At 51.2% G+C, this 24,618-nt stretch carries 13 protein-coding genes; 4 read left to right on the forward strand and 9 right to left on the reverse strand.

Going from position 1 to position 24,618, the window contains the following annotated elements:
* Positions 1-387: 387 nt before the first annotated feature.
* Positions 388-2,451 carry an efflux RND transporter periplasmic adaptor subunit gene (locus P8N76_23140; protein ID MDG2384583.1) on the forward strand — a complete coding sequence of 688 codons (2,064 nt, stop codon included), beginning with the start codon at positions 388-390 and terminating at the stop codon, positions 2,449-2,451.
* Positions 2,448-5,960, forward strand: a complete 3,513-nt coding sequence (locus P8N76_23145; protein MDG2384584.1) for an efflux RND transporter permease subunit — start codon at positions 2,448-2,450, stop codon at positions 5,958-5,960. The genes P8N76_23140 and P8N76_23145 overlap by 4 nt, the downstream gene beginning before the upstream one ends.
* 103 nt (positions 5,961-6,063) lie before the next feature.
* Here the strand turns inward: P8N76_23145 and P8N76_23150 are convergent, their stop codons facing one another.
* The 3 genes from P8N76_23150 to P8N76_23160 all read right to left on the reverse strand — a co-directional run bounded on the left by P8N76_23150 (position 6,064) and on the right by P8N76_23160 (position 9,811).
* A complete protein-coding gene (locus tag P8N76_23150; protein MDG2384585.1) occupies positions 6,064-7,701 on the reverse strand; it encodes a sialate O-acetylesterase in 1,638 nt (545 codons plus the stop codon).
* A 127-nt stretch (positions 7,702-7,828) separates the two neighbouring features.
* Positions 7,829-8,464, reverse strand: a complete 636-nt coding sequence (locus P8N76_23155; GenBank protein MDG2384586.1) for a nucleoside monophosphate kinase — start codon at positions 8,462-8,464, stop codon at positions 7,829-7,831.
* A gap of 39 nt (positions 8,465-8,503) precedes the next feature.
* Positions 8,504-9,811, reverse strand: a complete 1,308-nt coding sequence (locus P8N76_23160; GenBank protein MDG2384587.1) for a PQQ-binding-like beta-propeller repeat protein — start codon at positions 9,809-9,811, stop codon at positions 8,504-8,506.
* Positions 9,812-10,324: 513 nt separating this feature from the next.
* Here P8N76_23160 and P8N76_23165 point away from each other — a divergent pair.
* Positions 10,325-11,005 (forward strand): zinc-ribbon domain-containing protein, encoded by a 681-nt coding sequence (locus tag P8N76_23165; GenBank protein MDG2384588.1) that lies wholly within the window; start codon positions 10,325-10,327, stop codon positions 11,003-11,005.
* A 15-nt stretch (positions 11,006-11,020) separates the two neighbouring features.
* On the opposite strand, the gene P8N76_23170 is transcribed toward P8N76_23165, so the two are convergent.
* The 4 genes from P8N76_23170 to P8N76_23185 all read right to left on the reverse strand — a co-directional run bounded on the left by P8N76_23170 (position 11,021) and on the right by P8N76_23185 (position 20,836).
* Complete coding sequence (locus P8N76_23170; protein MDG2384589.1) at positions 11,021-12,364, reverse strand: hypothetical protein; 1,344 nt, start codon at positions 12,362-12,364, stop codon at positions 11,021-11,023.
* A 110-nt stretch (positions 12,365-12,474) separates the two neighbouring features.
* Entirely contained in the window at positions 12,475-14,124 is a 1,650-nt protein-coding gene (locus P8N76_23175; GenBank protein MDG2384590.1) for a carboxypeptidase regulatory-like domain-containing protein, read from the reverse strand.
* A 135-nt stretch (positions 14,125-14,259) separates the two neighbouring features.
* Entirely contained in the window at positions 14,260-15,981 is a 1,722-nt protein-coding gene (locus P8N76_23180) for a CocE/NonD family hydrolase (GenBank protein MDG2384591.1), read from the reverse strand.
* 301 nt (positions 15,982-16,282) lie between these two features.
* Positions 16,283-20,836 (reverse strand): CotH kinase family protein, encoded by a 4,554-nt coding sequence (locus P8N76_23185; protein ID MDG2384592.1) that lies wholly within the window; start codon positions 20,834-20,836, stop codon positions 16,283-16,285.
* A gap of 877 nt (positions 20,837-21,713) precedes the next feature.
* Here P8N76_23185 and P8N76_23190 point away from each other — a divergent pair.
* A complete protein-coding gene (locus P8N76_23190; GenBank protein ID MDG2384593.1) occupies positions 21,714-22,781 on the forward strand; it encodes a hypothetical protein in 1,068 nt (355 codons plus the stop codon).
* A gap of 440 nt (positions 22,782-23,221) precedes the next feature.
* On the opposite strand, the gene P8N76_23195 is transcribed toward P8N76_23190, so the two are convergent.
* Positions 23,222-23,494 (reverse strand): hypothetical protein, encoded by a 273-nt coding sequence (locus tag P8N76_23195; protein ID MDG2384594.1) that lies wholly within the window; start codon positions 23,492-23,494, stop codon positions 23,222-23,224.
* A gap of 460 nt (positions 23,495-23,954) precedes the next feature.
* The gene (locus tag P8N76_23200; GenBank protein ID MDG2384595.1) at positions 23,955-24,485 is read right to left on the reverse strand and encodes a hypothetical protein; all 531 of its coding nucleotides are present in this window, start codon (positions 24,483-24,485) and stop codon (positions 23,955-23,957) included.
* Positions 24,486-24,618: the final 133 nt, after the last annotated feature.

The following is a 24,618-nucleotide window of genomic DNA, read 5'->3' on the forward strand; positions in this document are numbered from 1 at the left end:
TCCGACAAGCTGCCGAATCGAACAGTTCAGCTCAGCAACGCCTCACGAAAACGGAACAATCACCGACGGGCTAGAGCACAACCACGATTCTTCTGTCCCGGCTGCTCCGTCGCTACGAGAAAGTGTCTCCATTCACATTCTCTTTTGTATTTGGCGAATTTGAGATCAATCGCCCGCTTCTGCGCAATTATGACTTGCGCCCATTTTGCGCAAGTCCTTGATGATGGCTACCGGCCTTCAGTTTTTCCGCAGATTCACTCGCCGTGATGCACGATGATTCTCAGGCAACTTCCTGAACAAGTCGCACCGCAGACTGACAACATCGATGCTTCAAGGCTTACTCATTGATGCAATGCATAACGCAGTAGTTTGTCATGAGGTGAAACGATGTCTGAATCCAGCTCGAAGACAGAAACCGCAACACCCCACCCCACGGATCATCGCAATGTGAGCTGGTGGATAAAGCTCATCATTCGGCCACTGTTATTCCTGCTCGTAGGCGTAATTCTGATCGCCGCGCTCGGGGTCGCTCAGAAAGCGGGTTGGATCACATCCGAGGGCGAGCCCCGCGCCTCATCGGGGACGGGTGGTAAGCAAACGTATACCTGTCCGATGCACCCTCAGATTCGGACTCCTGAACCTGATCGTTGTCCAATTTGCGGGATGGAACTCGTTCCGGCAACTTCAACAGGCACCGATGACTTGGATGAACTCTCGGTGAGAATCCAACCGGCACAGAGAAGACTTTCAAATATTCAAGTTAGCGAGGTGCGTAACGAACCGGTCGACGCCACAATCAATTCGATTGGTGCCATCGCTATCGACGAAAGCCGCATGGCCACAATCTCGTCTTATTTCGATGGACGCATTGAACGCTTATTTGCAGATTATACAGGCGTCAGGGTCCAGAAAGGTGACCATCTAGCGATCATCTACAGTCCTGAATTGTTTGCGGCCCAAGTCGAATATATTGAGAGTCGAAGATCTCTTGCTACCGCAACCTCGCTCGAATCTGTACGAAAGGCACAAGAAACGTTCGTCACGAATGCGAGACAAAAACTCCAGGAACTTGGCCTGAGAGAAAATCAAATTCAGGAACTGGAGCGAACGGGTAAAGCGAACTCCCGGCAGACAATCTATTCCACGATCGGAGGTACCGTCATCGAAAAACTGGCGGTAGAAGGAAAATACATCACGACAGGAGAACCCATCTATCGAATCGCCGATCTATCGATGGTTTGGTTGAAACTCGAACTCTATCCTGAAGATGTTTCGCGCATCCGATTTGGTCAGCAGGTCAAGGCTCAAATCACGTCGCTACCCGATCAGCTGCTCACAGGCCGCGTGGCATTCATTGATCCAGTCGTCAACGAAAAAACTCGCACGGTGGGTGTTCGTGTTGAATTCCTCAATCCCAACGGAAACCTTCGGCCCGGGGACTATGCGGAGGCTTCTATTCGCCTTCCCATTGGCCAGAACGGAGAAATCTACGATGCCAAACTTGCGGGAAAATGGATCAGTCCCATGCATCCGCAAATCATTCGAGACGCGCCGGGGCCCTGTCCTATCTGCGGAATGGCTCTCGTCCCCACGACGCGTTACGGTTACGCAAGTCAACCGGTGAAACAGCCTTCGTCGCTGTTCGTACCACGCTCTGCCCTGTTAATGGCTGGCAAAAACAGCGTGGTCTACGTGGAAGTCGAGCCGGGACGATTCGAAATACGACCGGTAACTTTGGGGCCACTTCTTCGAGATCGTGCGATTGTGCTCCAAGGCTTAAAGGCAGGGGAAAAGGTAGCGACGGCCGGCAACTTTTTGATCGATTCCCAAATGCAACTCGCAGGCAAACCCAGTTTGATCGATCCCACACGGGCAATCGAAAAAGCTGCAACTCGAAACAAGCCATTACAGTTACCGGAGCTTCTCGTCGCGGCGATCGACGGTGAGGCGGGATCCCAACTCGAATCGCTTTTCGCAAGCTATTTCCGCATTCAGCAACGATTGGCTGCTGACCAGCAACCCCCGCAAAAAGATCTCACAGAACTCCACTCGCTCGCTACGAGACTTGCCGCCGATCAAAACCTATCGACAGAAGCAAGGAATCAGCTGAGTGAAATCGCAACAAACAGCGAACACCTGGACCATCTTGATCTGAAACAAATAAGACATGATGCCTTCCGCCCCATTAGCCATGCAATCATAAAATTGGCCTCAGTCGCCCGGGGAAGTCAGGGCCAGCAAGCATTCCAGCAATTGTTTTGCCCAATGGTGGAAGGAGGATCCGGGGATTGGCTTCAGGCCGAAACCACACCGGCCAATCCGTACTGGGGCGATAAGATGACCACCTGCGCGATAGTAGTCCGTTCGCTTCCAATACCCCAAGCCAAAGCAAAGCAAAAGTCAGAACAGCGAGATACGGAAACTCATTCCGCGACCGGAGGTCAGCCGTGATTCGCCAGGTAATCAGTTTCTGTACTCGCGAACGAGTCATCGTCTTGCTACTCACGGCAGTTGTTATCGCTTACGGTTCCTATTGCGCGCTACAAGTACCCATCGACGCAATTCCGAACGTCGGTGAAAACCAAGTCATTGTCTTCACGGCTTGGCCAGGTCGATCTCCCAAAGATATTGAGGACCAGATCACCTACCCACTTTCAGTCGCGTTACTGGCGGTGCCCGAGGCTGAAAGCGTGCGAGGCAAGAGTCTTTTCGGTTACAGCTTTGTACAAGTCACCTTTTCGGACAATACCGACTTTTACTGGGCTCGATCACGTGTCGCGGAACAACTCAATGGCGCCACGGCCGATCTACCAGACGGAGTTGCGCCGACGCTTGGACCCGATGCGACCGGCATCGGGCAGGTCATGTATTACGTGCTTCAGCCGACGCCGGGAACCAACTTGGCCGAACTCCGAAGTTTGCAGGATTTCGTCATTAAGTATGAACTGCAATCCGTCCCCGGCGTGAGCGAAGTGGCAAGCGTCGGTGGATACGTCCGCCAATACCAAATCGAAGTCAATCCTGATCGACTGCGATTTCATGATATCCCCTTGGACAAGCTGATTCGGGCGGTTGAAAATTCCAACATGGACGTCGGTGCAAAGACCGTCGAATCAAGCGGAATGGAATTTATCATTCGGGGACGCGGATTTATTGGCGATGACGGAGGCCCCACGCAAGCGATCGAAGATATCGAGAACACAGTGGTCATCACACGTGACGGTGTACCTGTAAGGATTCGCGACCTGGGCGTTGTCCAGCTGGGACCTGACTTTCGTCGCGGAGCGATGGATTTAAACGGCTCCGAAGCGGTGGGGGGCGTAATTGTGATGAGATTTGGGGAAAACCCCCGGTCCGTTATCGATCGCGTCCGGTCAAGAATCAAGCAAATCGAACCCAGCCTCCAAGGAATCAAAATTGAAATCATCTACGATCGCACCGACCTGATCGATGAAACCATTGCGACGCTTACCACGGCACTTTTCCAAGAGATAATTATCACCGCCGTCGTGATCTTGCTCTTCTTGCTCCACTTTCGTGCGAGTCTCGTCGTCGCGTTGACACTTCCGATTGCCGTTCTGCTGGCGTTTATCGGCATGAAACAGTTCGGCATCGACGCAAACATTATGTCCCTTGCCGGTATCGCCATTGCAATTGGAACCATGGTCGATATGGGCATCATTGTTTCGGAATCGATCTACGGTCACATCGCCGAATGGGAAAAAGAGGGAAGTCCGGGCGGGAGCGAGCAGCGTTTGCAAGTTATCAATCAAGCAGCCGGCGAGGTCGCACCAGCCGTCATCACAGCCGTGTTGACGACGGTTGTCAGCTTTTTACCTGTTTTCATGCTCACCGGTCGTGACTTCCGACTATTCGCTCCACTGGCGTGGACGAAGACTTTTTCTTTAATCGCCGCGTTGATCGTCGCCGTCACACTCGTGCCTCTGTTCAGTCGAATACTACTCACCTCCAGCGGCCTGAAGATTCCCACGAAGCTTGCCGGCGCGACAATGTTCAGCATCTTGCTGACGACTTCGTGTTTCTTCCTCTGGGGCGACATGGCCGCCAATCAGTTCTCGATTGGAAAACCCATTTTGACAGTCATGACTGCTTTTGTTGCTTGGATTGGCGGAATACTGATGCTGGGTGAGCGTTTGCGTCCCATCGAACAAAACCCGGTCAGTCGGCGGATCCACCAAATTTATGAACCAACGCTTCGGTTCTTCCTGCGAAAAAAGGGGACCTTCCTTTGCCTACCCCTCCTTCTGCTGCTGCTCGGTACGGGTGCATGGATTGGTTTACCGACCGTACTACGTCCTGCTGAACGTTTCACAAAACTGCTGGGAACAGACCTTAACGAAGTTCCCGGATATGTTCGCTTCAAACATATGTTACCCGGGCTGACGACGGACGATTGGATTGCTTTAGACGAAGGTAACTGGTTCTACATGCCGACGCTATTTCCTGCCGCAAGCTTTTCTCAGGCAATGGAAGTCCTACAAACCCAAGATGCGCTCATCAAAGAGATTCCCGAAGTCGAAAATGTGCTAGGAAAAATCGGTCGTGTAGAATCAGCCCTCGATCCCGCACCGGCAGCGATGGTCGAAACCTATGTGATGCTTAAACCCAAAGAGCAATGGCCTGCGGGAGTCACCTCTCGCGACATCTGGGATCGAATCAATGCGGTAGCAACACTTCCTGGTGTGACTCCAGCCTCACCGCTTCAGCCAATCGAAGGTCGAGTCGTGATGTTACAAAGTGGCATCAAGGCGTCGATGGCAATTCGAATCTATGGCGACAGTCTCGAAGGTCTGGCGAAAGCATCCTTCTCCGTTGCAGAGCAATTAAGAAATATTCCTTATGTAAATGCAGCAACAGTCAATCCCGATATCGTGCTGGGAAAACCCTACGTTGAGTTCAAAGTCGACCGGGAAGCGACGGCTCGCTACGGAATGTCAACGAAGATGGTCAATCAGATCATCGAAACCGCCCTGGGAGGGATGAATCTCACGAAGACATTCGAAGGTCGGGAACGCTACCCGATTCGGGTTCGTTATCAACGAAACCTGCGGGAACGAATCGATGAGTTAACACAACTCCCCATCGTGACTCACTCCGGTGAGGTCGTACCGCTGAAGGTTTTGGCCAAAATGCAAACAAGTTGGGGACCTGGCGTCATCAGCAGCGAGGATGCTCGGTTGGTTGCCCACATTTCGTTCTCACCTTCCGGCGCAACGGGTGATCTGGAAACCGTAAGGATCGTCGAGAAGGCCTTGCGGAAATCTCAAGAAAATCGATCGTTAGATTTACCCTCCGGATATGCTCTGCAAGCAGTTGGTTCATTCCAAAATCAAATCGAAGCAAACCAAAGGTTGATGTGGGTTCTACCCCTCGTCATCTTTACTAATCTGTTCATCATCTATCTGCAGTTTCGACAGCTATCCACAACGCTCATCGTTTTCGCTGGAATTCCAGTGGCTTTTGCCGGCGGTATGATTTTGCTCGCCGTCAATGACATTCAAATGAACACCGCGGTCTGGGTGGGTTTCATCGCATTATTTGGCATCGCCGTCGATGATGGCGTCGTGATTGCGACCTATCTCGAACAAGTTTTTTCTCGTCGTCGACTGAGCAACATTGCTGATCTCCGCAACGCCACGCTCGAAGCGGGCCTGATGAGAATCCGACCATGCTTAATGACCACTTTTACGACAATCATCGCCCTGATTCCTGTTTTGCTGTCTACCGGTCGCGGTGCCGATGTCGCCAAGGCTATGGCCTGGCCCGTATTTGGAGGCATGGCCGTTGAACTGTTGACGCTCTTCGTGGTTCCGGTTGTCTACTGTGGGTTCAAGGAATTGAAAATGAATCTCGGCATGCGAGATCGACATTGGAGCACTGCAGGCAATGCGCTGCTATGCGAAGAACGCCCAACTACAACATCACTCATCAACGACTAGCGATTCGTGGAGCCGTCATTTACGAAAACTCGACTTCGATCGCTTCGAAAGAATAATACAAACCAACCCTTCGCACAGATGTCAACAGTCGCCCATGACAAATCTACTCCTGGTGGAGATAACTTTCGGCCATAAGTTCTCCCAGACGCACAACACCCAATGTATCCAGCACAAGCTGTTTCGATTGCGGCGGTAAATCAAAAGCTTTGATCAGGACGAGATTGTCATCGGTTGCGGCAATTGCCTCCAAAGCTGCAGTCACATCGATCGAATTAACACTTTCGTGGTCCGTTGGTGGTTGCTGACTGACAAACCACTTCAGTGCAGGAAGCGACAAGTCTTGTCGACTCTGCTTCACCGTTGCGCCCAGCCACTCTGGCACACGCTGCCGATAGGGTGGCATTGACATTTCATTCTCGCCGAGATGGAGAAATATCCCCGCAAGCTCCACTTGATGCCCACGTTGCTCGAGTTCCCGAATCGAGTCCTGAATAAAACGAATGAATTGCGGGTACAAATGGCGACTTTTGGCGACGCTACCTTCCGGCGTCCAATCATTCATTTGCGATCCGCTATGGGTGAATTTGGCGATTGCAATATTGTCTGAAATTTCTTGTTTGAGCAAACGTCCAAAGCTCAACTCAGGTCCAAAAGTATCGTAAAACCCAGCGGGACCCAATGGCTCCCAACCAAGAGACTTCTTATATCCACCACCAATGCTGTAACGAAAGGCAATTTCCGGATTATCGTCAAGTAGATCTGAATTGGCTGTTTTCAGTTGTTGAACAAAAGCCCGCTCACCTTCCATATTGCGAAACCCGCCGAGCACGAACAACTGGACCCTCTCGTCCGCCTCATAAGGCCATCGGTCCAGCACTCGTTCACTCCTATCCTGTTTTCCAATAGTGCGCAGATAGGCATCCGCATAATTGACGCCTTGCTCCAATTGCCCCAACGTTCCGTAATGGTAATGCAATCCAACACCGCCTCCGATTTCAACGCCGACATGCGAGGTCGGCACATATTCGGCTTGGGGATCAGCCTTGGTTACAGCACGCTGACCCTGACTGATCGCATACATTCTGGGGCGAAGATCCATTCCCCAAATCGTCTTCGTACAAAGCTCTCCGATATAAAACTTGAGGTTCGGCGCTTGCAGATCGCGTCGCCATTGAGCAAGAAATTTCGCCAAGTTGTCGCCATAATTGGGCATGTATTCTTCTTCAAACATATCGTTTTCGCCTTGGTGCCAGACAAAACCTTCCAGGCGATAAGGGATTTTTTTCTGATCAAGTTTCGCGAGAGAAGCTTTCACCAGTTCCAGCGTTAAGGGATACATCTTGAATCCCTGAGGATCATCCGGATTCCAATCCCCGCCTAAATGCGTTCCACCCGCAGCACATTTTATGATCCCAATCGGAGCATCTAGATTTCGACTCAATCGACGAGCGAAACTTAACTCCGGGCCAACGACATCATTGACGGGTTGCAGATCGCCCCAACCGTCTGACGTCATTTTTTCCTCCCGGCCAATGCAGTAAGAAAACAAAACGTCAGCTTGAGTTTTCCCGAACCCAACGAAGGGTGGGAACCGATCGATATCTCGAACGTGGGAGTCAGAACCCACCATATTCGACTGGCCGGCAAAAATAAAAATACGGATCGGTTCAACATCCGCTGCGACGACTGACACATTCCAATAAAAGAAAACAGTCAAGAGCCAATACAGTTCGGTTTTCATTTTCATTTCGGTTGAACGTCTCCAACAAGATTCGAAAAATTTCACAACGCAAAACAACGGCGAGGCCGGCGAATGAGCAATCGCGTCCAGGAATTTACGTTATCAGGGACTAACAGTGCCGTCTGCCTTAGCCAAGACCTAAGCGAGAACGAATTCCCGCTTGGATCGCATGCGGTTTCGAGGTACCGTCAATATCCAAAACAAGCTCTTTCCCACGAAACAGAGCCAAGACGGGCTCTGTTTTCTCATGGTAATCTCGCAATCGATCGGTCAGAGCAGCAGGCGTATCATCCGGCCTGGTCACAAGCTGTCCGGAACACACGTCACAGGTATTTTCTCGCTCAGGTCGATGAGAGATTAGATTGTAGTCCAAACCGCACTCACTACAGAGGCGCCGCGACAGTACTCGTTGCCGCACAACTTCGTCTGACACTTGAATATGGATCACAGCATCAATGTCATAACTTTCGAGAAAGAAGCGAGCTTGCCCCACATTACGCGGAAAGCCGTCTAAGACAAATCCGTAATTCCAATCGTGATCTTCCAGTCGACGGTGCACGATGCCTTCAACGATTTCATCACTGACCAGGTCACCGTCCGCCACAATTCGCTTGACTTGTGCACCGAGTTTGGTGCGGTTCTGAATGTGCCAACGAAAAATATCGCCAACACTAATGTGTACAAGATCAAGCGTCTCTCGCAGCAACTGCGCCTGGGTTCCCTTGCCACATCCTTGAACTCCCATGATGACATATTTGTGCATATCTGCCTGCCGTTCCTTGTCATAAGTCTGTCACACGGGTCAATTCGATTCTTTCTTCGAGATTCGATACAGATGGCTTTCGCTGCGCATGAAGAAGGACTTCCCCGAGATCGCCGGTGACGCCAAAAAAATCCCATCCAGCTGATTCGTGGCGATCGAACGGAATTCGGAGTCGATTTGAATCACGATCGTTTTTCCTTCTTGGCTACAAACGTAAACATTTCGACCAACGCTGATCGGTGAAGCTCGGTAATTGCCGCCCAGTCTTTTCTGCCACAGTTGTTCTCCTGAAATCGCATTTAAACAGGTGGCAATCCCAGAATCTTTGATCAAGAACAATTGCTTACCCATCAGCAGCGGCGAGGGCACCTGCGGTATCGTTTCTGTCCGGACCCAAGCAAGGTGTTCATCCCCCAATTGCCCGCGACCATCTGGTCGAATCGCATACAGCGCGTAATGACCATCCCGCAACCCGCCAATCGCATACACCAATCCGTTTCCGAAGACAGGACGTGCAACCAGCGAGAAACAATTGTAGGGCAACCACCAAACCTCTTCCCCCGTATCGACCCGATTGGCCACCACATGGTCAGCCGGAGTACTAACGAGTAAGGACTGGCCCGCTACCTCAATCACAAGAGGCGTTGAGAATGCGATGAACGGGAGCCCTTTACGAGAAACATTCTGCTCTTCACTCGATTTCCGTTGAGCCTCTTCCAAGTGCTGACGATCCCGTCGCCAACGAATTTTTCCATTCTGTTTGTCAAAAGCCACCACGAATTGTCGATCGGACCCATCGGCACAAACAATTAATAAGCCACCAACGACAACAGGCGAATTCGCACTGCCATGCGGAGTCGAATAGATCAACGCTTGGTTGCGCCAGAGAACTTTCCCGTCCAACGACAAACAAGCAGTCCCATTACGGCCAAAATGAACATAGAGTCGGCCTTCATCAATAATCGGTGTTGGTGTTGCATGGCTGTTTTGCGAGTGAACGTGCTCTACTTCATTGCGCCGGAACACCTCGATATTGTGAACCATTTTTCCGCTTACTCGATTCACACAAATCGCTCGCAACGACCGTCCCGCCTCAACAGCCGTTGTCAACCAGATCTGGTCGCCTCGAATCACGGGCGAAGACCAGCCCACCCCGGGAATCGCTGTCTTCCAAGCAACATTTTTCGTTTCACTCCAGTGCAGCGGAAACTGCTCCGCTATCGCATGTTGATTGGCGTTTCCTTGTCCATTCGGCCCGCGAAACTGCGGCCAATCAGCAAACAAGGGAGTCGCCAGCGTTAGCACCAGAGAAACAATCGCAAGTGTCTTCCAATCAATAAATCGCATGGCAGGCGCATCCACCGTCCCCGAAAGTTATGTCAATTCACGACGCCGTGAATCTTTCCGAACTGGTCCATCATGGCCTCGTCTGACTCGAAATTCAAACTGCACGACGGATTCCACTTCTGCGTCAAGGAATTCACCGTTGTCAGATCGCGGTTCTTTATCTTATCAGCTCTCAAACTGACTCGATTGCTCATGCGAAAAATTCGACTCGAATTTGGCTTCCCTCACCAGCCTTTACCGCGTTACTCAACCGGCGAATGAGAAACTTTCAACTAATTTGCACTCGCAAAATCCTGATCTTGCCTGACGAACGGTCAACACGACGGCATGCCCCGCTGCGATGAGGAGAAGCACGCTTGAATTCCTGCTTAACGAGGTAAAAATATCAGTCTGGTTGAGAGGGGGACGCGTCGTATCCGGATATTTAAAAGGATCGCCAGTTGCACTCGCTTCACAGGTCAACATGCAACTGACCAAAATACATTCCTAACAAACAAATTCGATGGGTGTAGGTTGAGCGACACGAGAAAAAAACACAAGTTCGACACCCAACGTGAAGCACGCCGCCTACGTCAATTGGCCGAGCAGGGGCGTATTGCGACGGACAGTGATATGCCAGCGGAAGCTGTCCCCGCCGATTGCACGCGTCAGCAGCCGAACAATTCTTACGCACCGGCCCCTCGCTTTTATACGGACAAACCATTCTCGTGTATCGATTGCGGACGCGACGACACATGGACAGCGCAACAGCAAAAATGGTACTACGAGGTCGCCAAAGGATCACTCTACGCCACTGCGGTTCGCTGTCGCGATTGTCGCAAAACCCACCGAGAGCAGCGGATGCAAGGCGGTGACCCCAATCGTTGGAAACGTCCCGGAGCACTCTTAGCCGCGATTCGAAAAAAGATTGAACCGACACTGATCGAGCAGGAATTCCAATTTGATGGACGGGATTCAACCTGGATCGATTATTCTCGCCCTGGCGTGATCCTGCGATGCCTGTTTGAAGCCGAAGAACCAGCGTTGATTGCCGAGTCACTCGACCATCGAGCTGACTGTCATCAGATCACTCATATTACGCTTTCCGGCGCGAAGTCCGCAGACACGATCACGGCACGAATGGAGCAATTCACGAATGCCGTGCTTAGCTTCGTGCGATCAGTTCCTCAGATCTCACCCAGCGATTCTCCTTAGATCGTTCGCACTGCATCAGTCGGTGCTTTTCGAGTCATTCGTCGAAGACAAGAAAGCGATCAAATCAAGAATCTCGGAGCGATCAAAATTCATCAACAACCCCTCTGGCATCGTTGACAATTTGGAGACACGCCGTTCCGCGATCGTCGCAGCCGGAATATCAATTGTTTCTTTTGGCTTCAGTGGATTTGGGAGTACGGTTACTTTTTCGGCATTTTCCTGCACAACTAATCCCGTAATGATCTTGCCTTCTTCAGTCACAAACAGTTGCGTTTGATAGTCTTTGTGAATCTCGGCAGATGGCATCAGAATCTGCTGAAGCAGTTTGATACCTTGGTGTCGCTTTGCGACCCCCATAAGTTCTGGGCCAAGCTTATTCCCCTTCGCAGCAACCAGATGGCATTTGCTACAACTCGCCTCCTCGAAAATCAAACGGCCTCGATCGATCGAAGAGTGATCCAGGTCATTCAGTTCGCTCGAGAAATCCTCCGTTTTCCACATCTTCACGAAGCGACGTTTTTTCTTGGGCGTATTATCCGTGCGAACCGCCCCTGGATTGGCAACTGCATTCGAGGCTGGTGAGGCGGTCTGCTGTCCCGTTTGTTTTGGTTGGAAGGCAAAGCCAATCGGGGCAATTGACTCATTGCTGACAATCAACTCCTTCTGCTGCTCACCAAGCGCTTCATGCCAAGCGGCTACCGTGTAGCTTCCCGCCGGAAGTCCTGAAAACTCGAACTTTCCACTCTCATCACTCACGGCAAAGAAAGGATGATCCATCACAAAGATGTAAGCGGTCATCCAAGGATGAAAGTCACATTGGATTTTGATCTCGCGTTCGGCTCGCCGAAACGATTTCTTACGATCCGGTGAAGAGGCAGGCTGCGCCACATTAAAAGCTCGGTTGCGGAGAGACAGTGAACGCACATTGTGAATCAGTTGATCGCTGTTGCGCATCAATAGTTCCTGTCCCGCACGAATCCCCTGGACACGAGGTCGAAACATGCAATCGATTTGATCGAGCACTGGCAATTTGCTCAAAAGCGGATAGTCCTGCTTGGGAATCCCTTTCTTAACATAGACAAACACGTTGGCGATTCCACCGTCTTCGCCCACGATCAAGTTTTCGTCTAACAACTGTTGTTGATGTAACTCATGACAGTCGGTGGGCTTTCCATCTTTGCCTACTAATCGAATCACTTGACGCTGGGGACGTGGACCATCGAAGGTCACAACACCAGTCACTTTCCGTTCCGCGCCAAAGGCCAACTGCTGCTCAAATAATCCGGCGACGAGTGCAATCAGCACAACCCCGTTGACAGCAAATTGTGAAGATCGGTAACAAAACACTCTGACTACCATTCGCCTATTTCCCTGTCAACCGATCGCAATCGCCGTTGGTGGGCGACGCCCTTTTGGTGAGTACGTTTTTGGTGAGTGCTCTTTTGGTTACTCACCGGCCAACATTGATCTCAACGATTCACCACTTCCGTCTTCTCATTAATTAATTCGAGTTTGATGATCGAACCAAACCCGCGTTCGGTATGCCGCGCGGGACCATTTGAGTTACAGGTCCACAAATTTCCGTCCGCATCAAACTCAATTTCTCGCGTGTAGGTAACTCGAGAAGGCATACGAAATTCAACGAGGTCTTCGGTTTGCGGATCAAACCGATAAAGCGTGTCATTGCCTGTTCCACAGATCCAAACGTTCCCCTTCGGATCAATATTCAAAGCGTATGGAATCTGATTTTCGGCATCAGGCAGATCATAAACTTTCCATTCCTCTGTTTTGGGATCAAATTTACCGAATTTCCCCGAACCAAAAGCTGGCACCCAAACAATCCCATTGGCGGCCACGTGTAAGCGTCGGGGGCCTCGAAAAGGCGGATTCCATTCTCTGATGTTTCCGTCTTCCGCATTCGGGTCGATTCTTCCAATCCGATTTCCATTCAGTTTGGAATACCAGATCGATCCATCAACGGGTGAATAATCGATCCCATAGGGAGTGATACCGCGAGACTCACCTTTACCAGCACCAACCGCCTGACCGGCATGCAACAGGCGATATTCTTTTACATCAAGCGTCTGCGGATGGATGCTGAAACAGGAATTCCGACCCGCATCGGTATACCAGACCAGCCCTTCAGGATCTTGAGGGTTGATTCGCAACGTGTGCGGATAGGCACCGCGACGAGCAGGTTTTTCTGCACTCGAAGCGATCGTGAACTCCTTCGTTTTCAAATCAAACTTGGCCATCTCACCTGAGATACAAAGCGTGAACCACATATTGCCATCGTTTCCCAATTCGATTGAGTGCGGGCCACGGTACTTTCCGGGGAACCGATAGACTTTTCGCTCGCCCGTATCAGGGTTCAAGGTCACCATTGCATTTTGGCCCATATCGACACCATAAACCAAACCATCAGGACCAAGTTCAATGTCATGGATCATCGCGTTAAATCGCTCACCCATGTCCCATTCTGTGATCTTTGCTTTGGTTGCCAAACCGCTTGGTGCCGCAGGCGCCACGTACTTGGGCCATTGGGCAACCGCTTCAGGCTTGTAGGTATCGACCAGTCGCTGGACAATTGTGTCCTGCGTATGTCGATAGAGGCCGCCAAAACCATCCATGCGACGGATCATGGTCTCCCAATCAACGGGCTTTTCCGGAGTTCGAAAGCCAATCGTTCCAGCTTGATGGCAATAAGTGCACATCATTTTGAAATTTTCTTTGTCCTTCGAATTATCCCACTCGAGCATGCTGAAACCGCTATTTCCCGGTCGCTGTTCTTCCAGATCCTCCCCTGTCGCGGGCTTCATCGTAAAGGCAACGAAATTAGTGTCCGGCGTGATGTCGTCCTGCCATTCGTCGAGCTGTCCAAGCAACCGGGCACGGACCTGATATTCGATATCCCGCAGTCCATCAATCACAAAGGAACCATCCGGTTGGCTGGATACAGAAATGCTTTGCTGATGTGCTTCATCGAAGGCGGAAACCATTACCCCCCCCATCGGGTTTCCTTCCACGTCCACCACGCGGCCACGAATTGCGGCACCATTGACTTGTCCGATCAACAGCCCCTGAGTTATCAGCAGCCCAATCATTAAGCTTTTTTTCATCGTACAATCCTCAAGGACTTCGAGTCCGTCCAAGTATTTGTAGGTTACTCACACTGGAGACACACCGCTTGTCACGCAGACGGCAGGCCCCTTTTTTTACTGCGAGTCAAATCACTTCCGCAGATCCATCTACTGCTATTCGATCGTGCCCGAAGTTTCCAGCACGCTTGACTTCAAGATTAATTGACGAAACTGTTTATCAGTCACATCGTCTAACAAACAGAGAAAGGCAGTCAACTGTTCGATATCTTGATCATCTATTCGCATTTTTGCGTATTCAAGTGCGTCATCACCCGGGTCCAACTCAGTCGACTCTGGACCTGCCTTGACTTTGCGACGAATGATGCCGCGCAGTTCCCCTTTTGTCTTACCCAAATTCCTAAGGGAAGGTGTTAACTGCGGTGATTTTTCCAAATTAGTGCTGTGCCGCTTTGAATCGGTGAAGTCTGGCACGGAATGGCAAGTTTGACAGTTCCCAACACTTTGCTCACCGTCGGATCGCAAAAAAACTTTCAAGCCTTCGTAAGCCTGCTGGTCCATGCCAGGTGGTAGCTTCAACAACACACGCCCCTCTTGATTGGCAAGACGGCCAAAGATTCGACCGGCAACATCGACTGCTGTCTCACCGGCCGCGGGTTTTTCGGGTACTCGGTTCACATAAACGAATGCATCGAACAAGGAACGCTTCTGGTTGGCGAGTCGATGAACTTTGGTTCGTCGCTCAATCACCCCTTGTTGTTCCACTGACTTGGATTTTCCTGCAGGCTTTGGTTTGAGATATTGATTGAACCAATCAATCGCCAATTGCTGCGCTTCGCGACGTTTTTCACGATAGATCCCATAGTGCTTAATCCCCCGTATCGTAGCCAGCTTCTTCACACCCGTCGCCCTTTGATGGGCTAAAATCGCGTGCTCTTCATTATCAAACAACTCTTCATTTTCGGCAATAATGAACAATTTAGCACAATTTTCGCATCGCCCAATGTCTTCGATCGGTGCGTAACGCATTAACTTTTCCCATACCGGTTGCCCTCGCATGTTATTGAAATTGGCAAAAGGTTCGGGATAACCAATCCTGCCACGCGATCTCAGCATTCCCTGCTGAAAAACAAGCTTTCGCAGCTGAGGAATCTGTATGGCCCAACGAGCATCCATTGCCCCAACTTGACTCACAAATGCCTTCACGCGCGGGTCACGCGCCGCGACATAGACCACGTGACCACCGGAAAAAGACGATCCCCAAATCCCAATTCGATCCTGATCACAACGAGGCTCGCCTTGCACCCAATGGATCGCATTCATGATGTCGGTTGTTTGGTCAACCGGGTCAACAACTCCACGAACTTCAACCACTTCCGCAATCAATTTGCCGTCTTTTTCAGTCGGCTCAGCTGTTGAAATCAATCGTGCAGCGCTGTTCCCCCAACCACGATAGTCGAATGTAACAACCAGAAATCCAGCCTGCGCGAACACAATCGCATCCGGCCGCAAGGCCTCCGCCGTCCCTCCCCATCCATGACTCATAATGATCGTTGGCAAACGCCCTTCAACATCCCTAGGTAAGAACACCTCCGCCGCCATGCGAGTTCCTTCGCTGGTAATATCGGCTTGACGAAAAATAACATCCTTGGGAACGTCAAACCCAACCTTCGCTTGAGCGGATTGGGAAGCACCAGTCAAACTGCAACAAATCACAAAAATGATCGACATGATCACGAGCTGATATGACCGAGAAACTTGGCCACCCGGATCCGCATTGATCGGTCGAGATCGCCCGATTCCAAAATATCGAAATACGGAAATGAGATTACTGCGAGACAATTTCAAGATCGCATTATTACCATTACTCGGAATCATGAAGCCATTCCCCCCATACGATCATCATTCAATCCAAATTTTTTTCGGGCCAAGACGTGCAATTCAGCGCAAGACCACAACGTCCCCATTCTAGCGTTTCATCCGTGTAACCGCTTGTATCGTTTCCCCTGTCACCGTTGCCCGATATCGCAGCGTCTGATCGCATCGCAGCGTCTGATCGCGATTGCGGATAAGGGGCAGAAATCGTGGGGAAAATGACAAGCCCGTTGCGTCGCGATGAAATCAAGAGGGCAAGCGTAGCTTGCGTCATGGGAGTCCGATTACATCAAGCAGGAAAATCTCAAAAGTCATCACTCGCCCAAACCGCGTCGGCCAAGCGGCGATGGATCAACCGATCTTCGTCGATGGCCGCGAAGTCGCCAGCCGATGTCGCTGCAGCCCCCGCTGCGTAGCTACCCGCCTGAAACGCCAGCACAAGGTCGCGAGATGTGAAATCGCCATCCCCATTCCAATCGCCATCGGCCCATCCGGAGTTGATAGAGATCTCGTCTTCATATTCGCCAGCCCGAAAGACCACGACGAAGTCAGCCGAGTCAAATGTGCCGTCCAAATTCGAGTCACCATACAGCGAGCCCAAGCCCACATCGATCATCAGATTTCGATCATTCGCGTCGACAACGCCATCCCCGTTCAAATCGAACCGCAAATCACCTTGCCGCACACCTTCGGACAAAAGATCGAGATCCTTCACACCGACCGATCCATCCTGATTGAAATCAGCATCCCATGGCAACGGATCGGTCGCCCCCGGAGATCCACCTGGTTGGCTACTCGGTCGCCACCTGGAGCCGACTTCCCAGCTTTCCGGCGCTCCCCAAGGATCGCGAATCACTAACGAGTCCCCCTCCCCATCACTCGTGGTGGGCCAATCGTTTTCCGCTGGCTGATCACCATCCTCGTAACGGAATTGCAGCACGGTCCCGTTCAGCGCGTCCTCGACTTTAATGGATTCACCGCCATTGCTGAGTGCTCCCTCGAAACTCCCAGCAATGAGATCGGCGGATACTGTCGGATAGGCAGCCTGGAAAGCCGGCAGATCGCGAACCAGCAGTACGAACGCGCCTGGAACCAGTGATGTCACCTGACTGGTCGCAAACAGGAATGGATCACTTGGACCATCGGTTATCCGAACTCCTGTTAGATCGAGCGTGGTTCCGTCACTCGTATTCTGTAGCTCGATAAATTCTGTCGCATCCCCCGCACCGGCCGGATTGTAATGGATTTCGGTGACGCGTAGATACTTCTGGACGTCCGAGGTGACTGTCGGAGTCTCCAAGGTCGCCATCACGACACCTTGAGGGCTGACCAATTCCACGGTCTCAGAGCGACTCGACAAATGCCCTTGGTAGCCATCCATCACAAACAATCCCTGTCCTCCGGTTGGACCGACTTGGCGATTGCGAAATGCCAGAGCATTCGGGCTGACGAATAATGACTCCCCTGTCGGAATGACAGCTCCACCGCGGAACTGATAAGTGACACCTCCTCGCAATTCCCACCCCGAAAGATCGAACGCTTCGGGTGTAGAATTCACCAACTCTAAATATTCTTCATCCTGATTACCACTGACTGGATTCTGGTCGAATCCGCCGAATGAAATGCTGGACTGATCGGATTGAGCGTAGGGAATTCCGACGGCCGAATCATTCGGCAAGAGCCCTTCCACTAATTCGAGTGACAATAACAGATCATTACTGGTTGCACTTGAGTTGAGTAAATGAACAGCCAAGACATTGTCGGCTCCCAAATCAACTTGCGACACCATCGAGGAGATATTGAAATTCTCAAACTCGACCGCTTCTGAGTCACGATGAGACCGCCCCCTCGAATCGAAGCCGTTATCCTGCGTGCGAGTGTTGGCTCGCATCACCTCAACACCGTTCACATAGGCAATAAACCCATCGTCATACTTCATGCGCAACGTCAGATGCTCAACCGCCGACGGATCGTCTAACGAAAACGGCACACGCACCAAGACAGAAGTACAACTCGCACATGATTCAACCGGACTAACACGGGTTTGAATCAAGGATTCGTAATCCGCAGGACTACTCTCAAATCCGATCCCTAACGCCCCTGTCTTCCATTGATCTGCGTTAACAGGAAGTTCACGCCCGGTCCACGTCAGCCCGAGGTCATTGTTTGTTGGCACGAAATACTCGGCTTGATCCGTTCCCTCTGGGATCACGACCTGGTATTCCGTCTCTTGCAAATGCGAAATACTGTGAGTCTCGAAGAGATGTACTCGTCGTGGGATCAAGTAGTCCTGCTTAATTCGATCTGCAGCTTCCTCTAACGTATATCGTCTGCCGCCGAAATGCGTCCGATTCCCCCAGGTCTCTTTATCAAGCAGGACATCTGGCCCAAGCAAACCGACCAACTCATCGATACGGTTTTCAAAATACCGTTGCTCGACAGGCGTTTCCGCAGCGGCCATAAATTGGTCCATCAAGGAACGCACCCGTCGCAAAAACATCGCATTGGTTCGAGGCGAATTGACCACTGCGTGAAAGAGGTGATTTTTCCGTCCATGGAATGGGTAATCAAGTGTTCCCATATAGGGATGGCTTGTATGCGCGGGCCGTTCATCATCGGACGTTGAGAAAATATCAGTGTTGAGGGCGTTGGGCCCCAAAACTAAGTCCAAGTCCCAGGGCAACATCTTCCACTCCTGGTTGCCCTCGGTATCACGATAGATGTAGTAATTTTTGTCCGTCGCATCCAAATTCTGCAGAATCACGTTGACTGCCATCAAATTAATCTGGGAGGCCAAATCGACGTGATCAAACAGAAAACGCTCCAATTCCTCCCCCGTCAACTTCAGTCCGTCAATCAAACCCTGCAAATCAGAGGCATCTTCCGCATGTCGCGTCTTCTTCCGGAAGTAGCCTTCAGCGCGACCGGTGAGTCCATTGAGTCGATCGGCTCGAGCCTTATAGAGAGCCCCATCGGGATCCAATCCGTTACGGCGTAGATAATCTCGATCTGGTTGCTCGACAAAGTGGGCTAAATTCCAAAACTCGCCGTTTTGCTCAACTCGAATCGGGAATGTGATCGGCGCAACTCCCCCCGAATCGCGCGTCAGCTCGTATGACAGAATCGCCCGCACATACGATTTATCGGTGTAAGTGGTATTCAAATTGAGTTCATCAACACGTGGTATATCTTCCTGAAAGCGAAAATGGTAATCGTCGTTGAACTCAATCTTGTATGCCTTCTTGGGCCAAGATCGGGCGGTTCCACCGCGGATGCGAATAAAAACATTATCGTAGAATTCGCCCTGGTAAAAGACGGAAGCGCGTGTCCCACCTCCTGTTTCGGCTCGACTCTCCCGCTGAACGAAGCGGTGCAGCACTGGCAATGCTGATTCGATTGTCGTATCGCTAATCATGGTGCCGTAATATTCGGGAGAGTTATCATCCGTCAAGAACCGAGGCATTCGAGATTCAACCCCATGTTCGTCGGTGATAGAAATCGAGTAGCGAAGCATTTCGCCCGGCTGCGCCGTACCTGCCGGTATGACGCCAGTCAACAAACCGTCATTGGCTAATAAGTCAGCACCTGTGCCATCATCGACCATCAGAACCGTTTGTTCCTCGTCGAACATTCGCCGATAGGTCAGCCGCGCCTCGGTAACGCTAACAGTCGGACCCGAGAGCTGAGCTGTTACCACCAGGGCAGTTGACTCGTCCGTCGGATCCTGGAAAGCATGGGTCGGCGGCAGCAATGACGGCACCACGAGCGCATTTCCAGAAGCCGGAGTAGGAGTTTGTAACGATCCAAACGTTTCGCCGAAAAAGCCAAGCGAGACATCCGATACCGAGGACAAGGCAGCCGCCTCAATCTGATCTACCAGCTGACCGGATGGATCGGCCAACGAAACAAATTCACCATCACGATCCAATGAAAAACTCGCATGCAAATTACCCTGAGCGTCCAAGCTGGGATCCGTCACATCCAAACCGGAAGCGAAGATCACCATCGCACTGCTGGCTGGCAGAAGCGTCCCCGCCGGCATCTTCCACTTTTGCGGCGCATTAACATCGTCCGACAAAAAGTACCCGCCGAGATCAATCGGCTGCAATGTCGTGTTTTGGATTTCAATCCAATCATGAGCATTTGTCGGCCCAGCAAACGAATCCTCTGCACTAACCCGAATCCGTGTCGGTAAAGTACTGGCATTGGCAGCCATCACCTCACTGATTCGAAGTGGCGCAGTGGCAACGGTCATTACCGAAAGCGCATCGCTCCAAACCGTCCCACCACCATTCACCGCAGCAAGTCGAACGTAATATTGAGAATTGGATGAAAGATCTCCAATCAACGTGCTAAACTCGCCATCCGTCCCTTCGAGTTCCAAGCTTTGCTCCCAAAAATCCGCGTCATTCCCTCCGTCGACACTGCCGTAATAGAGCGTCGCAGAAATCAATGTCGATCTTCCGTCAATCGTTCCCTGGATCAGAGCAGCCGCATCGCTCACCAAGGGCGATTCATCCAAGGACAAATCCGCTTGAGGAAGTGCGTTCGTCGTGAAAGAGGCGATGGAATCGGCCCAGACCTGAGCCCCGGCACTCAAGCTGAAGGCAAACGCGCGATAATAATACGCAGCGCCAGCGGTAAGGCCGGAAATCACAACCGTATGTTGCCCTGCCGGTCGGGGCCCGAGATCGGCTGAATGGTCCCAATCTCTCAACTGGTCACCACCCGCTTCGTCACCCCAAAAAATGGTAATCGTCGGTTCAGCCCCCCCGGCTTCGATCAGATCAACGCCGATCGTTGCCGAGTCAAATGTAATATCCGCTGCCGGAAGATTCGCGACTGTAACAGCAAGCATTTGCCTGGCCTCTAACGACTCAAGCTTTACCCGTCTCCCCATTAACCTGGCCGACTTCTTGGCCGACTGAATCCGTTTCAAACGTCGCAAAATACTTTTTGGGAACATACAAAACCTTACAGCTGACAAGGAAAAATATCTCACCGCTTGATGAGCGAATTCACCGATTAACTAAATTTCTTCATTCACCACAAACACGATGGTGACAGCGAGATCAGAATTCACGCAGCGATCGACAACTCGAATTCGATGCACTTCCAACAGAACTCAATGCCATCCATTAATTCGATCGTCGTCGCCCGACCCTCAACTTGCAAACATCCTGGTCCGCATTTCCCACCGAATTGCTAACGTGAATAGTTCGAAAGTCGTCTGAATGATGCTAATCCGCAATAGGAATCGTTGCAAGAAAATCTATTCGCTGGACGTCGAATCCACAAAAAAGCGACCAAACACCCCATCTTTTCGTTGACAAATGCACGCCATCCGAGGCGGTCGAACATTGCCTTGCAAACACAACCCGAGACTCAAACAGCCAAGCAACCGATTTCTCACCTTAATCCAAGGAGCGACCCACTTGAGCCTGCCAACACGGCGGACCGCAAACAAACTTGATTGTGTTGATTTGACAAACTCAATGAAGACCGCGCAAAGGCGCGATGAAAACTTAATGAACAAGGGTTTCAGGACGAAATGATTCGTTAGGATACGGTCCAGCGCTATCGGATTGTCTTACGCATGAGCAGATATTTCCAAGATGAAAGCTGTACCTAAGCTACGCGAATGAGCGCGTTGAATGAAATCTCGTTAGACGTTTTGATCGCTAACTTCCTGTTCCTCACTCTTCAAAAAATTCCAATGACAAACGGACTCAACCATGTATCGCTTTTTATTGTTTCTGACGTTTATGCTTTCCTTCGTCTCCATTGGTCAGACGGCCGACGTAATCCTAAACGAATACAATGCTGTAAGTACAACAAAAATACTTGATGGAGGTGAAGGTGAGGACTCGCAACTTGGCCTGGTTCTCGGCAACGGTGGAAATTGGTTTGAATTGCTTGTAGTTCGCGATCATGTCGATATGCGAGGTTGGGCACTCGATTGGGTAGAAGACGAAGAGGTCGGCAACGACGAAACAGCGGCGGGCAGAATCACGCTAAGTGAAGATGCCATTTGGTCTGACCTGCGTTCCGGATCAATCATCACCATTGTAGAGACAGCTGACGGCGGAGACATCCTGATCGATACTCAAACGGATCTAAGTTACGACCCGCTCAACGGTGACTGGTGGATCAACGTGGTCACACAAACAGAACAAGCAAAAGGTACATCAGCTCTTATTTCAACAGTAACCAATGACGGAGAACCAGGTGATTTCTCCGTAGGTAAGGATGATTGGACTCTGACCATCTTGAATGCCGATGGTAACACCATCTTCGGCCCTGCTGGTGAAGGGGCCGAAAGCTGGGCCGGGGGTAAAGTGAACAGTGAAGAAGCAGGCAGTCTGGAAGGACCGATTCAGACGGACGGACAACCACTGACAATCGCTGCCTGGCAAGCGATCACCCCAAGCAGTGAATTCTACGACGACACAGGCACAACCAGCTTCGGAGCAGCCAACGTCGATTTCAATACCGAGACAAACGAATTCACCACCATTCAAGATCTTTCCGTCTTACGAAACCCGGTCCTTGGCATTTTTGCTCCGGGCGACTTAAACGAAGATGGTCTTCTGACAGCCGACGACCTTGATCAATTGAGCCTAGCAGTCCGCGACAACTCGATCGATTCTCGTTACGACCTCGATGCAAATGGAACGATCAACAACGACGACCGTTTATTCTGGGTTTCTGAAATTCGGCACACCTGGCTGGGTGATTCGAATCTCGATGCGGGAATTCAACAGCTCAGATTTTGTATACGTATTTTCGATTGGCCAGTATGAAAACGGTATCGACGGCAATTCAAACTGGGAATCGGGCGACTGGAATGGCGATGGCGAATTCGACAGTTCAGACTTCGTCGCTTCCTTCGCAGCTGGCGGATTTGAAAACGGACCACGCTCCACGGTACAAGCGGTGCCAGAACCGACGAGCCTCGGGCTAGTCACCGTCAGCCTCGTTATCGGTCTTGGCCTGGCGCATCGGCGTCAAAAGAGCCTCACGTAACCAATCGATTTCAGACGAAACGTCAATTCAGATCGGTGAGTCCAGCCGCTGGATCGTCTGACGTCTAGCCTTCAAACAATCGCCGGCGATTACGTAATTTGCTGTGGCGCAATCCAAGAGAGCACCAACAGTTAAAAATTGAGAAAAGCCACACTGAACAACGTGGCTTTTCTTTTTTTGTAGCTTACTCGCTCTGCGCCCAACCAGGGTGGCTCACCTAGCGAGCAGCGACGGCCAACTCGGATTCGAGCTGCTCTCGTAAAGCTTCGGCACCGACGCGCTGTGCATGCTGTCGACTCAGCAAATTACGACCTTTCTCGGTCCATACTCGTATCTGACGTTGAACCTGTCCATCCGCATCAACAAATCGAATTTCCGTGGGAGTGACATCTTCGATCTCGATCCGGCTGTCAACGATCTGATAGTCGACCGACAGCTGGACGAGGCGATTGCAATCATCGTCCTCCCAAGTAGTTGCGTGAGTTGCCATAGTGAGTCACTCCCAATAAAAAACGTGGAAACAATTGAAGAGCCGCTAGATTGCTACCGATCAAAGAAACGTCGGTCAGCCGCGACGGAAACTTTGTCCAAAAATCGAACTTCTAACGATATCCACGCCTATCGATCTGGCAAAGGGGCTATCGCTGAAGAAAGGACGAATTCATCATTCTTTTTTATCTTTGGTATTTATTGCTTAACACGACTTCCCCCTGGGGGCGGCATAATCGTGCCAGCAATCTCCACCCGACGCTCCTGTCAACGTGATCAAACGGCAGCCTAGCGGGACCATTGGGGAGCCAAAACGGCCCGCCACAACGGTGGATCACAACGGTGGATCACAACGGTGGATCGACAGCCAACGCCGCTCCAACCGTCAGTAAAGCCCCTTCGACGGCGACGATCGGTCGGAGTCAATCGGGCCAGGGGCCGCCAGCGAAGAAACCCAAAAACTACGCATCCATGGCAAGCGTCGATCGATGCCTCACCGGCAGCGTCGATTTGGCCAGGGCAACAGCGCCAAAGAAAAGTGTCGTGTAAGTCAAATCACTCAGTAACGTATTGCGAAAAAAGGGCAATGCCAGCGTGTAGCAACTGATGAATCCATTCAGATTGGGTTCATAAAATGACAGCCAACAGGCAAAATTCGTGGCACAAAAGAAAAGACAACTGCCGATGACCGAGGCGGCGACGAGTTTGCTGGGCTGCCTTCCCGATTGACCAATCCAGTACTGCCCAATCACCACATTGAAAATTAAGCAACCATAGACGACGAGCATCAGGGAATGGAACCCGAGCATCCAATCACTGACCAACATCGCGATGACGGGGATTAGCAAGCCAATTTTTTTCGAGCGACAAAGGGATCCAGCGAATAGAGCAAGCGCCGCGACGGGAGCAAAGTTCGGTGGATGCGGCAGGAATCGCATGGCGACAGCAAATAAAGTGATCATTGTCACCACGAGCAAGCGGGAAGAGATCATTGCGGGTTTCCTAAGGACAAGTTTCGCGGACCGAAGATACAAGGCTCATAGCGACGCGGGATCGGTTACTTCGACTCCCCAGGCCTGCCATTACTTTATTCCGTTCTGATGGCGATAGAAAACGCCAAGCAGT

Source organism: Pirellulaceae bacterium (assembly GCA_029243025.1).
Classification (GTDB): domain Bacteria; phylum Planctomycetota; class Planctomycetia; order Pirellulales; family Pirellulaceae.

What these genes read in the sequence shown, in the direction of transcription:
- P8N76_23140 (MDG2384583.1), top strand. Translation starts at nt 388, where the DNA reads ATGTCTGAATCCAGCTCGAAGACAGAAACCGCAACACCCCACCCCACG.
- P8N76_23150 (MDG2384585.1), bottom strand. Translation starts at nt 7,701, where the DNA reads ATGAAAACCGAACTGTATTGGCTCTTGACTGTTTTCTTTTATTGGAAT.
- P8N76_23155 (MDG2384586.1), bottom strand. Translation starts at nt 8,464, where the DNA reads ATGCACAAATATGTCATCATGGGAGTTCAAGGATGTGGCAAGGGAACC.
- P8N76_23160 (MDG2384587.1), bottom strand. Translation starts at nt 9,811, where the DNA reads ATGCGATTTATTGATTGGAAGACACTTGCGATTGTTTCTCTGGTGCTA.
- P8N76_23170 (MDG2384589.1), bottom strand. Translation starts at nt 12,364, where the DNA reads ATGGTAGTCAGAGTGTTTTGTTACCGATCTTCACAATTTGCTGTCAAC.
- P8N76_23175 (MDG2384590.1), bottom strand. Translation starts at nt 14,124, where the DNA reads ATGAAAAAAAGCTTAATGATTGGGCTGCTGATAACTCAGGGGCTGTTG.
- P8N76_23180 (MDG2384591.1), bottom strand. Translation starts at nt 15,981, where the DNA reads ATGATTCCGAGTAATGGTAATAATGCGATCTTGAAATTGTCTCGCAGT.
- P8N76_23185 (MDG2384592.1), bottom strand. Translation starts at nt 20,836, where the DNA reads ATGCTTGCTGTTACAGTCGCGAATCTTCCGGCAGCGGATATTACATTT.
- P8N76_23190 (MDG2384593.1), top strand. Translation starts at nt 21,714, where the DNA reads ATGTATCGCTTTTTATTGTTTCTGACGTTTATGCTTTCCTTCGTCTCC.
- P8N76_23195 (MDG2384594.1), bottom strand. Translation starts at nt 23,494, where the DNA reads ATGGCAACTCACGCAACTACTTGGGAGGACGATGATTGCAATCGCCTC.
- P8N76_23200 (MDG2384595.1), bottom strand. Translation starts at nt 24,485, where the DNA reads ATGATCTCTTCCCGCTTGCTCGTGGTGACAATGATCACTTTATTTGCT.